The sequence below is a fragment of the Desulfofustis glycolicus DSM 9705 genome (assembly GCF_900130015.1).
Taxonomy (GTDB): domain Bacteria; phylum Desulfobacterota; class Desulfobulbia; order Desulfobulbales; family Desulfocapsaceae; genus Desulfofustis; species Desulfofustis glycolicus.
In genome coordinates, this window is sequence record NZ_FQXS01000002.1 from 168,962 (window position 1) to 182,141 (window position 13,180).

10 protein-coding genes are annotated in these 13,180 nt (G+C 56.1%); 1 reads left to right on the forward strand and 9 read right to left on the reverse strand.

Translation table 11 applies throughout. The annotated features are described in order from the left end of the window. Positions 1-119 precede the first annotated feature (119 nt). The gene (locus BUC26_RS02990; RefSeq protein WP_084540405.1) at positions 120-842 is read left to right on the forward strand and encodes a M15 family metallopeptidase; all 723 of its coding nucleotides are present in this window, start codon (positions 120-122) and stop codon (positions 840-842) included. A 92-nt stretch (positions 843-934) separates the two neighbouring features. Here BUC26_RS02990 and BUC26_RS02995 read toward each other — a convergent pair whose 3' ends face one another. The 9 genes from BUC26_RS02995 to BUC26_RS03035 form a co-directional block, all read right to left on the reverse strand. Continuing rightward, on the reverse strand, positions 935-1,660 hold the full coding sequence (locus tag BUC26_RS02995) for a FadR/GntR family transcriptional regulator (RefSeq protein WP_161949792.1): 726 nt from the start codon (positions 1,658-1,660) through the stop codon (positions 935-937). Between the two features lie 185 nt (positions 1,661-1,845). Further along, positions 1,846-5,367, reverse strand: coding sequence for a pyruvate:ferredoxin (flavodoxin) oxidoreductase (nifJ, locus tag BUC26_RS03000; RefSeq protein ID WP_073373342.1), 3,522 nt, complete (start codon positions 5,365-5,367; stop codon positions 1,846-1,848). A gap of 497 nt (positions 5,368-5,864) precedes the next feature. Further along, positions 5,865-7,205: a (Fe-S)-binding protein gene (locus BUC26_RS03005; protein ID WP_073373343.1), complete on the reverse strand. Its 1,341-nt coding sequence runs from the start codon at positions 7,203-7,205 to the stop codon at positions 5,865-5,867. A 72-nt stretch (positions 7,206-7,277) separates the two neighbouring features. Next, entirely contained in the window at positions 7,278-9,860 is a 2,583-nt protein-coding gene (locus tag BUC26_RS03010; RefSeq protein WP_073373344.1) for an FAD-binding oxidoreductase, read from the reverse strand. Positions 9,861-9,937: 77 nt separating this feature from the next. After that, positions 9,938-10,630, reverse strand: a complete 693-nt coding sequence (locus BUC26_RS03015; RefSeq protein WP_073373345.1) for a class I SAM-dependent methyltransferase — start codon at positions 10,628-10,630, stop codon at positions 9,938-9,940. A gap of 38 nt (positions 10,631-10,668) precedes the next feature. Then, a complete protein-coding gene (locus BUC26_RS03020) occupies positions 10,669-10,971 on the reverse strand; it encodes an MTH1187 family thiamine-binding protein (protein WP_073373346.1) in 303 nt (100 codons plus the stop codon). 87 nt (positions 10,972-11,058) lie between these two features. Beyond that, positions 11,059-11,958: an HpcH/HpaI aldolase/citrate lyase family protein gene (locus BUC26_RS03025; protein WP_073373347.1), complete on the reverse strand. Its 900-nt coding sequence runs from the start codon at positions 11,956-11,958 to the stop codon at positions 11,059-11,061. A gap of 22 nt (positions 11,959-11,980) precedes the next feature. Beyond that, positions 11,981-12,877: a succinate--CoA ligase subunit alpha gene (locus BUC26_RS03030; protein ID WP_073373348.1), complete on the reverse strand. Its 897-nt coding sequence runs from the start codon at positions 12,875-12,877 to the stop codon at positions 11,981-11,983. A gap of 14 nt (positions 12,878-12,891) precedes the next feature. Then, entirely contained in the window at positions 12,892-13,176 is a 285-nt protein-coding gene (locus BUC26_RS03035; protein ID WP_073373349.1) for a hypothetical protein, read from the reverse strand. Positions 13,177-13,180 lie beyond the last annotated feature (4 nt).

Below are 13,180 nucleotides of genomic sequence, written 5' to 3' on the forward strand. Positions count from 1 at the left end.
TAAAAAATCACCAGGGCTGCCATTGCCGAACAAGGGTGTCGGGTTACGAGCGCCAAACAACCTGCCGACGACCGAAACGGTACTTGCCGACTGCCGGCACCTCTGGTACATCTGGACGCATGAACAGAGACACCGCTCGTCGACGATTATCGCCCCCTGTCACCCATCGTTTGGTGCGCCCGTTTCTTCAGCCGGCCCGGCTGCTCGCCGGTGCCATTATCGCCGGTTTTCTGGCGGTATCTTCGGCAGCACACGCAGACCGGTCCGACCGAGCGACACCGGCAGGCCCTGCTGCAACACAGCACCACAGGGCCTCACCGACCGGAGTAACGGAACGGGAGATCGTGGTCATCGACGGGTTTTACTACATCGTCCCGGCTCCGTGGGCAGGCAACAAAATCGAGGCACCGGCGCTGTCCTCCGATTCGTTTCGCCAGGTTCCTGCCGAACTCACCTACAACCGGACAAATATCTACGTCCATTCGATTGCGTTGCCGCCATTACTGGCTATGCTCGACCGCGCCCGCGAGGACGGTGTGGAACTGCTTGTCGAATCAGGCTATCGCAGCGAGCGGTATCAACGGACGATCTTCAAGCGAATGATGGCCCAGGGACGGATTTTTACTGATATCATTCGCTACGTAGCCCCGCCCGGCTATTCCCAGCATGCACTCGGCACCGCAGTAGACTTTCACCCGAGCAACTGGCGATTCGCCGACACCCGGGCCTATGCCTGGTTGCAGGAGAACGCAGCCGCCTTCTCCTTCAAAGAAACTTACTCGCGGAGTAACAAACGCAACATGCCCTGGGAAGCGTGGCACTGGAATTATTGCGGGAAATAAAGCGCGGTGACCGACGGGCACCGGCCTCGCCGATCATCGGCGTCAACCCGTTCACCGGCCGGCACCGGGAGGAGAGATGACCGCATACCGGTTTATGGACGCGTTGCTGCCGTTTCCTTTGAAATGAGACGATTCAGCAACGATTCGACATAGGCCAGATGCTCTTCCATACTGTTCAGGGCCAGTTCCTCGTCGTGCGCCTTGATCGCGTTGACGATGGCCTGGTGCTGTTTGAAAATTTCCATTGCCTCGTCATTGACATAACAAAGGCCGACCTTTTCCTTGAGCAGGTCATAGATGGAGAACATCAGGTGGGTTTGAATCTTGTTGTGTGACGCCTCGGCAATGGCGATATGAAATTCGGCGTCGTCGTCGGTGACGCTTTCGTGGTTATCCAGCTTATGACGCATCGACTCAAGGCTGCGTTCCAATCGTGAAATATCGGCATCGGTAGCGCGCCGAGCAGCCAGACGAGCGTTGCCCCGTTCAATGATGGTCCGCGCTTCGATCAATTCCAGCGACGTGCTCATGTCCTCCTTGAGCAGGCGGTGAAGCGGTTCGGTAATGTTGCTCGGCACCAGGGACCTGACCCTGGTTCGCTGCCGCTGAGCCATTTTCACAAAGCCCATGGTAGACAGCGCGTTGAGCGCTTCGCGCAAGGTCGGCCGGCTGACGTTGAAGACCTTCATCAATTCTCGTTCCGGCGGCAACGCATCGCCCGGTTTCAACTTGCCGCTGGCGATCAGGGTTTTGACCTGATCGATTATTTGCGCGGACACCTTCTTTTGTTCAATTGCCCGAAATACGTTGTCTTCCATGGTCATTTTTTCACCGGTGAACAGGTAAAGAAAACGGGGACAGAGCTATTTGCCCTAAGGAAAATAGCTCTGTCCCTACTTTTTTTACACGCTCTCTATTCTTGAAGGAGCCTTGATAGTAACGAATTGTCTGCCAGCTGCGGTGAACGAGGAGAAAGCCCCTCGTTCACCGAATCCTTCACGTGTTATACGCCGACACCGTGGTCAGCCATGCTTTTCAGGAGTTGGTAATGATCCTTGACCTCCTCCTCGATTTTCGCCCGCAGTCGCTTCGACTCCTCAGGATTGCTTTTTTCCAGAGCGGCAAAACGAACTTCGCTGGACAAAAATTCCTGCAAGGAGCCGTCCGGTTCCTTGGAGTCGAGGATAAAGGGGTTCTTTCCTTCACCCTTGAGGATCGGGTTATACCTGAACATCGACCAAAAACCGCTGTCTACCGCCAGTTTCGCTTCACGCTGCGATTTGCCCATGCCGGCCCTGATACCATGAGCGATACACGGTGCATAGGCAATAATCAGAGACGGTCCGGGATAATTTTCCGCTTCGGTAATCGCCTTGAGCATCTGCTGTTTGTTGGCGCCCATGGATACTGAGGCGACATAGGCATGACCGTAGGTAATGATCATCCGGGCCAGATCCTTCTTGGCTATCTTCTTGCCCGAAGCAGCGTATTTGGCCACGGCGCCGGTCTGGGTGGCTTTCGATGACTGGCCGCCGGTATTGGAGTAAACCTCGGTATCCATGACCAGGATGTTGATATCTTCGCTCTGGGCCATGACGTGGTCGAGACCGCTGTAGCCGATATCATAGGCCCAGCCGTCACCGCCGACGATCCAGTGAGATTTCTTAGTAAACAACTCGGAGCTGCGGGCTATCTCCTCGAGCAGTTGATTGCCGCTGCTATTTGCCAGCAATTGTTTCAGCTTCTTACCGGCGGCCTCGGAGCCGGCCGCATCGTTCATCGCACCAAGCCAAGCGGTGAAGGCTTCGCGCAGTTCAGCCGAAATATCCGAAGCTATGGCCTTTTCAACCTTGGCGGCCAGCGCCTGTCGCCGGGTGTTGTAGGCCAGGGCCATGCCGTAACCGAATTCCGCGGCATCCTCGAACAGCGAGCTGGCCCAGCCCGGACCATGCCCCTCGGCATTGGCGCAATACGGCGAAGACGGCGCCGAACCGCCCCAGATGGAACTGCAGCCGGTGGCGTTGGCGATGGTCATCCGCTCACCGAAGAGCTGGGTGATAACCTTGACATAGGGGGTTTCGCCGCAACCGGCGCAGGCACCGGAGAACTCGAGCAGCGGCTGGTAAAACTGGCTGCCTTTGACCGATTCTCGATTCGTCAACTCGCCCTTGAACGGCACGGTCAACGAGAAATCGTAGTTGGGAATCTCCGTCTCCGTCTGGGTGACCATCGGTTTCATCACCAGGGCCTTATTCTTGGCCGGACAGATGTCGGCGCAATTGCCGCATCCCTGGCAATCCAGGGTATTAACCTGCATCCGGAAATGATAGCCCTTGAGGTCCTTGCCGATGGCCGGAATGGTCTTGAAGGTCTCCGGCGCCTCGGCCAGTTCCTCGTCGGAAGCAAGAATCGGGATAATGGCGGCGTGCGGACAGACAAAGGAACACTGATTGCACTGGATACACTCCTCGGGCAGCCACTCCGGCACGCTGACCGCAACCCCGCGTTTCTCGTAACGGGCCGTCGAAGTCGGGAAGACACCGTCGACCGGGAAGACGCTGACCGGCAGTTCGTCACCCTTGAGGGCCTGAACCGGCCGCATGATTTTGTCGACATACTCGGTGGCCGACGGTTTGGCCGGGATACCGCCGGATGCCTGGCCCCAGGATGCCGGCACTGTAATCTCGACCAGATTGTCCAGGGTATTGTCCACCGCGTTGATATTCATCTCGACGATATGATCGCCTTTCTTGCCGAAGGTCTTCTTGATGTCCTTCTTCAGCAGATCAATGGCGGTATCGATGGGCAGCACCTTGGCCAGCTTGAAAAAGCAGGTCTGCATGATCATATTGATGCGGCCGCCAAGGCCGACTTCCTGGGCCAGTTTGATCGCATCGACGTTATAGAATTTCAGTTTTTTGTCGTGGATGGTGCGGCGCAGATCGCCGGGCAGATGCTCTTCCATCTCTTCAACGCTCCACGGCGAGTTGAGCAGGAAGGTGCCACCTTCGCGGATACCCTCGAGAATATCGTAGATATTGACGTAGGTCGGGTTGTGGCAGGCGACGAAATCCGCCTCGTTGATCAGGTAGGTGGACTTGATCGGCACGTCGCCGAAACGCAGATGGGAGATGGTGATACCGCCCGATTTCTTCGAATCGTAGGCAAAATAACCCTGCGCGTATTTTTCGGTATTGTCGCCGATGATCTTGATGGCACTCTGGTTGGCGCCGACGGTTCCATCGGAGCCCAAGCCCCAGAATTTCGCCCGGATATTACCCTTGGGCTCGGCACGGAAGCTCGGATCGACGTCGAGAGAATAATGAGTGACGTCGTCATTTATGCCGATCGTGAAGTGTTTCTTCGGCGTGGCTTCGCTCATATTGTCGTAAACAGCTTTGACCATCGCCGGGTTAAACTCTTTGGAACTCAATCCATAGCGGCCGCCGATAATCTTCGGCGGGGCGATGCCCTTGTCAATGTAAGCGGCACAGACATCGGTATAAAGCGGCTCGCCGACCGAGCCTGGCTCCTTGGTCCGGTCAAGGATCGTGACCGCTTTGGCGGTGGCCGGAACGGCACCGATAAAGGCTTCAATATCAAACGGCCGATAAAGTCTGACCTTGACCGCACCGACTTTCTCGCCACGGGCCACGAGTGCATCGACAGTCTCCTCGATGGCTTCACAGCCCGAGCCCATGGCGACGATTACCCGTTCCGCCTCGGGATCGCCGATATAATCGAACAACTGGTAGTTCCTGCCGGTCAATTCGCCGACCTGCTGCATGCACTTGGCGACGATGGCCGGGGTGGCCAGGTAATAGTTGTTGACCGCTTCCCGGCTCTGGAAGTAAATGTCAGGATTTTGCGCGGTTCCTCTGGTATCGGGACGTTCCGGGTTAACGGCCCGCTTCTTGAATGCCCAATAGGCGTCCCAGTTGAACAGCTTGGCCATATCCTGATAATCGATCATTTCAATCTTCTGGATCTCGTGACTGGTCCTGAAGCCGTCATAAAAATGCAGGAACGGCACCGAGGACTCCATCGTGGCCAGGTGCGCAACGAGGGCCATGTCCATGACCTCCTGCACCGAACTCGAGACGATCATCGCAAAACCGGTCTGCCGGGTAGCCATGACATCGGCCTGATCACCGAAAATAGACAGGGCGTGAGCGGATAACGAACGGGCAGTCACATGGAAGACGCAGGGCAGCAACTCACCGGCGATCTTGTACATGTTGGGAATTTTCAGCAGCAACCCTTGTGACGCGGTAAAGGTCGTCGTCACCGCACCCCCGACCAGCGCGCCGTGCACCGCTCCGGCTGCTCCCGCCTCCGACTGCATCTGCTTGATGCTCAGTTTCTCGCCGAAGATGTTTTTCCTGCCGGCAACGGCCCAGGAATCTGCTATCTCGCCCAGAGGACTCGAAGGAGTGATCGGGTAAATAGTGGCGACTTCGCTCATGCCATACGCAACATGGCAGGCGGCGGTATTACCGTCAATGGTTTGCATTGTTCCCTTCATTAATTCACCTCTACAATGTAATAGTGTTCATTCGCGCTTTTCCGCTCCACAAACTCGGGAAGAAAAGGCGAACAATAAGCGCGGTGCCCGCCGCTTCAGCGCGGCAGCGACAACATCACGCCCGGTGCCGTACCGCCTGGAAGCTACGGCCGGCCGGTATCTGGACTGACCAAGGCTCAAACACTGTATAAAAGATTGCTCGCTTTGGCAAGCGCATACTCCTACAAAGTCACGTTAATTTTTGATCCTTTCTATCAGAAGACTGAATAACGCTCGGGAACCTTGAAAAATTGTCATTTCGTCCAATCTCATCGTTGTTCAATCAAATTTTATCCTCGGAATATCATCTATGCCTGCGGTAAAAATTTTCTTGCTCGCCTCGATTTTTAACGAAATTCTGAATTTTTCAAGCTCCCCGTTCAATGTCACCGACAGGGAGCATTCCGGCCGCACGACGAGGAGAGGTGGTAACGTGCGGCCGGTGATCGGGCGGTTGCCTATTGTTGTCGTGCTTTCAATTGTTCCTGGTAATCGAGCATTTCGGAGATATGAAACACCTTGGTCTTCATGCCATGCCGCTTGATGCCATAGGCAAGCTGAATCATGCAGGCCGGGCAGCTGGTCACCAGAATATCGGCATCGGTATCTTTCAGGTTTTTCATTTTCCGATCGAGCACCTTCTGCGACAGATCATAGTGAGTCAGCGCATAGGAACCGGCCCCGCCACAGCACCAATCGGCCTCGGCCATCTCCTTGAAGGTGACGCCGGGAAGGTTTTTCAGAATTCCCCGGCTCTCATCCTTGATTCCCTGACCCCGCACGGCATGGCAGGGGTCATGATAGGTAACGATTACCGAGCCTTTGCCTGTGCCCGTTAGCTGCTGCGGTGCGCTTGCATGGGCGTCATGATAGCTACCGGCAGCCTCATCGGAGCTTTTTTTTCCGTCCTGCTCATCGGCATAGAGGAACTCGACCACATCTTTGATCATCGGCAATTCCTTATTGGCCCGGGCGGCGTCACGTTCATCGTCTTTGAAGATTTTCGGGTATTTTTTCAAAAACGAGGCGCAGCTCGAACAATCCGTGACGATCAGATCGACATCGAGTTTTTCAAAAACGTCGAGATTCTTGCGCGCAAGCAGTTTGGTATTGCCAAGATCGCCGTACGTATAGGGCGGCAGGCCACAGCAGCAATTGTCCATCACGGTGACCGATTTTGCCTTGGTCTTTAAGACCTCAAACGTTGCCTTGCCGGCCTGAACCTGAATGACGTCCATGCCGCAGCCAACAAAATAGCCGATCTTCAGTTTGTCGCCGGTTCCCGGATAAACGCCCGGTTTAACGGTGCCGCGAAACGAAGACATCGGCAACTTGTCGACCATTCCTTCGGCTTTCGGCAAATCCCGACCGAAGATTCGCAGCAGTCCAAGTGCGTTGGCCACCTTGGAAGCACCGGAATTCTTGCCGAGCGCCACCGCGCGGGCAGCAACATGGAGGCGTTTCGGGTAGGGCAGCAGATGCTCAAACAACAGTCGGTGAGCCGGCTTTTTACCGATTTTGTCCAGGTATTCGGCCCGAGCATTGAGCACCAGATCGGTGGTCGGTATCTTGCCGAAGCAGTTGGTAGTGCAGGCACCACAGCCGAGACAGGTAAAGAGCGGGTCTTCCAGCTCTTCATTCCATTCCACGCGTTTTTCGATGATACCGCGCAGGAGCGCCAGGCGGCCCCGAGCCACCCCGCTTTCGTGACCGGTTGTCCGAAAAATCGGGCAGGCAACATGACAGAAACCGCATTTATTGCACTTGGCTATGTCATCGTAATAGGCTGATACAGTCATAATTACAAACCTCTTAGTGGTTTTATCGCTTCACAGTTTCCGGCCGATCAGTAACCTGATATGCCGCTTGCACTAAACTCTTCCGGGCAGGATACCGGGAGCGAAAATGCGGTCTGGATCCAGAACGCCCTTGATGGCATGACTCAGTTTCCATTCCGGTCTCGTCGAACCGAAGACATCATTGCTCTTGCGAAACGCCTCGGATGCCTTGAGGACAACGACATGACCCTGACAGCGTTTTACGAGGCTGTCGATTTTCTTCCATTGCTCTGCCGTCAGGTCGACAAACCCCGCATGAATCCGAGCACAGGCCACGTCGAGCAACACTTGATCGGGCCGAACTATCCTCTCCAGATCCAAGTAACATTCAAGCACCCGGGCGATAATAACATCCGCCTGAAGGACGAAGGGACTCTGCCAGATTTTCTCGAAGGCGCCAGTGTGGCACCCCTCCTCGAGCGGATATTCACTATCGCCGGAAACAGCCAGCCCGATGGACTGCATGACTTCCGCACAACGTTTGATCTGGCTCGGGACGACGATCTGCAGCCCCTCGAAACCGACCACCAATTTCCAGTTGTCGGCCTCCGGGACCATGGTGACGGATACGGCCAGCAGATTGGAGTTGGCGATCTTAGTGGCAGCTGCATAGCATTTTTCGTGGCTTCCGACCGCGGCAACCATACGGCATGTTTCCGGCCGGGTAGCAACTTTCCAGGTCGCCTCGGTGATCAAGCCGAGTGTACCGAGCGAACCGTTCAGCAGTCTGGTCATGTCATAACCAGCCACGTTTTTCATGACCTTGCCACCGGCGCTGACCATGGAGCCGGTGCTGTCGATGTATTGCAAGCCGAGCAGCATATCGCGTGGTCCGCCATAGGATACACGTTCAGGACCGACCGCCGCCATAGCCACGATGGAGCCGGTGGTCGAATCGGTAGTGAAATAGGATGGTCTGATCGGCAACCACTGGTTCTTTTCGCCCAGCTTCACCTGCAGGGCGGCAAGCGTGACGCCGGCACCGGCGGTGATGAACTGATTGTCATTATCGTACTCGATGATCTCGGACATCTGCAGGCTGTCGACGATCTGCGCCGGAGTCTCCGAATAGTTGCCGATACCGTTGAACGTGCCGTTGCCGGCAAAACGAACGGCTTTCTTCTCCGACCGGGCCTTCTTTATTATACCCATGGCCTCTTTTACCCCGGCCGCCGCGGCACCACCCGGTCGCCTCAGTATGGTCGGCTCGGACGGCGGCAGTCGCCTCTGCCCTTCCGGCGGCAGCGGAATGACCTTACCCGGGTTGAGCAGATTGTCGGGATCGAGAGCGAGTTTGACATCCTGCTGGGTGTTGAGATCGTTGCCGGAAAAGATCATATGCATCGCTTCCTGCTTCTCGTGACCGACACCGTGCTCGCCGGAGATGGTCCCGCCCAACTCGGCGCAGACTTCCATAATACCCCAACCAGCCTTGTGCGCCTGCTCCAACTCCTCAGGATGACGCGAATCAAACATCAGCAGCGGGTGCAAATTGCCGTCGCCGGCGTGGAAGACGTTGCCGACCGGACGACCATATTTTTCGGAGATTTCTCTAACGCCCTCCAGTGCTTCGGGCAACCGGCTCCGCAACACGCAGCCGTCGTTGACCAGGTAGTTCGGCGACAGGTTGCAGATGGCACCAAAGGCACCGCGCCGCCCCTTCCAGAGCAGGTCGCGCTCCGCCTGGTTCTTGGCGGTCCGAACTTCGCGGCATTGGGTGGCCATGCATATTTCCTCGATCTTCTCGGCCTGCTCCTGCAGGCCAGCGTTCATACCTTCGACTTCGATGATCAGCACCGCCGCTGCATCCTGGGGGTAGCCGCATGGGGCGCCCATCTCCACCGCTTTGATGATCGTGTTGTCCATCATCTCCAGGGTCAATGGCACAATACCGGCCCGGATGATCTCCGAGACAGAGCGGGCGGCATGCGGAATCTCGTCATAAATGGCCAGCATGGTAATGACCGATTCGGTCTTCGGCGTGATTCGTACGATAATCTCGGTCGCCACCCCGAGACACCCTTCACTGCCGACCATGAGTCCGCGCAGATCATAGCCCGGCGGATCAAACGCCGGCCCGGCAACATCGACAATCTCGCCGTCGGCGGTAACCATTTTCATGCCGAGAATGTGGTTCGAGGTCACACCGTATTTCAGGCAACGCGGGCCGCCGGAGTTTTCACCGACATTACCGCCGATAGTGGAGACTTTCTGGCTGGCCGGATCCGGCGCAAAAAACATGCCGAACGGTGCCACCGCCTCCTGCAGCTCAAGATTGGTCACCCCCGTATGCACCACCGCATAACGACTCTCGGGATGGATTTCCAGTATTTCATTGAGCCGGGACAATGCAACGACCACACCGGAATGACTGATTGTACCACCGGAGAGGTTGGTGGCAAAACCGCGAGAAACCGAGGGCACCCCGGCTCGGTGCGCTTCACGCAGCACGCGCGCCACCTCTTCCGTCGTGCCGGGAAAAACGACGACTCCCGGCATATCCGTCGGAACTACCGAGGCATCGTAGGAGTATAGTTCCATGTCGGCCTTGGAATGTTTGACATATTCCTTGCCGACAATCTCTTCCATACTGCGAATAAAACTTTCGTTAATCATCTGTGTCCTCCGACTGCCTTTTGGCGGTAAAACGCTACCCGGGGAAAAGCGTCAGGCACGCTCCGATCCGGATGGTGTCATTGTTTCTGCCAGCAGAGCGCCACAAGCGCCCCTGTATTTTTCTGCTCCAGACGTCCTTGCTCTTCCAGCACGGCTGCCTGCCCGGGGTCAGTGTCTTTGAGAAAATGAATCGCCGTTTTGACCGTGCCCGGGCTGGAGGCGAGTCGGCTCATTTCCTGCGGCGAACGAAACGTCATGTTGGCAAACAGGGAATGGCCCGCGGCCGCTTTTTCTTTCCTGCGCACCGCCCATGGACTCAGGCTGTTGAGCGTGGTGACGACGACAGTGCCACCCGGCCGGGTCACTCGATTCATTTCACCGATTGCCGACCGCGCATCAGCGACGAATTCCAACGCCGTCATCGAGTAGACCCGGTCAAAACTCTGATCGGCGAAAGGAAGTCTGGTCATCGTCCCGACCAGAGCGGCGAAACGATATCCCACTGCCTTTGCCTCCGCCCGGCGGAGCATCGGCAACGAGAGATCGAGACCGACCAACGCCGGTCGGACGGCACCAACCAGTGCGGTAAAAACACCGGAACCGCAACCGACATCGAGGATCAACTCGTCGGGTTGCGGCGCCAGGAGTTCGATTAATAGTTCGGCCTCGTAAGCCTTGACCAGTTTACCGATCGGGGTTGTAAACCACGTATCGTAACGATCCGGCCAATCGTCAAACAATTGGCCTTCGGTTGCTTGATCGGTTGTCATGATCGCCGGGAATGCTTCACATTCTTTCTCATCATCGGCTACTCACCGACCTTGTCGGTAACCGATTGGATCTTGCCGGCCAGGCTGGCGTCCTTATCCCGCCGATCATCAACTTTGAGTTCGATGATCAAACGACGAGCGCCTTCTTCCAATTGGGCTTGATGGATTTTGTTCACCAACTCGAACAAATCAGGCAACGTGGGAACCTCGATCGAAGTGGACATCCCGCCGACCTGGTAGGTGTATCCTGACTCCTCGATGATCTTGACGCCCTTCCTGACAAAGCGTCCCATGCTGAGCCCTTCGCTGACCGGATAGATGGACAATTGCGCAAGGATCATAAACACACTCTCGATAGTCTGGACGGACTGGGGGACCACCGGACCATCTGGTCCGGTAATCCCCATATACCCCCGAAATACGGTGGGTTATTTTTTGTTTTTGTCTTCGACGGCCTTGATTTCGGCCATGGTCCGAAGAATCTGCATGGCATTTTCATAGACCGGTGTATCAACCATTTTTCCGAGATAGGTAACCGCCGCCGAGCCTTTAGCGATCCCTTCCTCCTCGAAGACTTTCTTCACTCCCTCGGCCCATTCGACACTTTCCGGAGACGGTGTGTAAATCTCGTGGGACCGCTCGATCTGGCTCGGATGAATGAGCATTCGGCCTTCGTAACCCATCTGGTGTCCTTCTTTCGTGCTCTTCTTGAATGCTTCTTCGTCCTTAAAGGCAACAAACGGACAGTCGATGGCTACACAGCCTGCGGCTCGGGCAGCCACGGCAGTATGATAGCGTGCATAGAGCTGCTCGACACCTTCCGAGGTCAGCTCGACACGCATATCCTTGGTGTAATCCACAGCGCCGAAGATCAACGAGTTGACGCGCGGGCTGGCGGCAGCCGACGGATACGCGTTGATGACACCCTTGGCGGTTTCGATCAGCAGCTGAATGGCCACCGTACCGACTTTCATGCCGCGACGCTGCTCGAGTTCCTCGAGCTTCCAATCAAGACGCTGAACGTTCTCAGGACTGCCGCACTTGGCCAGACAGACACCGTCGAGGCCGGGATGAACGATGGCCTCGAGGTCATCGTTGGTCATCTCGGTCTCCCAGTTATTGATCCGCACGTAGAGATACGGTGCGGCCTGGTTGGCGCGTTCGGTCTTCAGGTACTTCTGGATCATTTCCCGGCCTTTGGCTTTCTCCGCCGGCGGTACTGAATCTTCCAGATCGAGGGTAACGATGTCGGAGCCGATGGTCGGCGCCTTGCCAACCATTTTCTCGTTGTTGCTCGGTACGTAGAATACTGATCTCATTACGGCCATGGTGGTTTCCTCCTGTTAGTGTTTATAATCCGGTAAGTTCTTTGATTTTGGGAGCGATTTCCTCGGGGCTGTCAACGACATGCGCTCCGGCTTCGCTCAGGGCCTTCATCTTGCCCTGAGCGGTCCCGCGTCCCTTCTCGACAATACTGCTGGCGTGCGAAAACCGCATACCTTCCGGGGCCCAGGCGCCGGCTATAAAAACGACAAGCGGTTTGGTAAACTCTTTGTTAGCGACGACTTCAGCCGCTTCTTCTTCCATGGTACCGCCAATTTCACCAAAAATCGCCACGGCCTTGGTCTGCTCGTCTTTTTCAAATTTTTTCAGCACATCGGCCATGGTCAGGCCGAGCACCGGCTCGGTGCCGATATGCATCGCCGTGCTGATCCCCAGACCGGCTACTTTCAGCGCCCAGGGCACGGTACCGGACTGGCCGCCGCTGCGGGAAATTACCCCGATCGGCCCCGGGTCAAACAACGTCCCGGCCCAGTCGACGCTGCCGCCGAGCCAGCCAATTACCGATTTGCCGGGACTGATCAGCCCGAGACTGCCGGGACCGAGCAACTCGACGTTATTTTTCCGGGCGTAGCTGACCATGTCGATGACGTCATGGATTGGGATACGTTCGACTGGTGAACTGACGAACTTGACACCGGCATCGATCGCTTCATAAACGGCTCCCTTGAGAGCCGGCCCGGGAATGAAGGTGCAGGCCGCATCGATCTGGCCGTGATTGCGGATAGCTTCCTTGACGGTGTTGTACACCGGGATGCCGTGCACCTCGCTGCCGCCCTTGCCGGGGGTTACCCCGGCCACCACCTTGGTGCCGTAGTCCTTCATGTATTTGGTACGCAGGGAACCTTCACGCCCCGTGATACCCTGAATAACAACTGTGGTATTTTCATCCATTATAATAGACATATATCATCCCCTGCTCATGCGGTTCCGTGCTTTGCTCTATATTCGGCCAACCCCTCAATGGGTACCTCGATGGTAATGGCCGAATTTCCCCTAAACCAGCATTCATATTCACAGGCCAGGCACTCGGTACCCTTGCGGGCCAAGTTATCCGGGCTATCAACTACGGCCGGTTTGCCGTCCTTGAGGACCAGAATGCCCCGGCTGTATTTCTTGCAGGCCTCGACGCAGGCATGCGTCGTGCATCCTTCGCATTTCGCCTCATCGATGATGATCTTGATTGTTCTCTCAGAAAATTCCATCTAT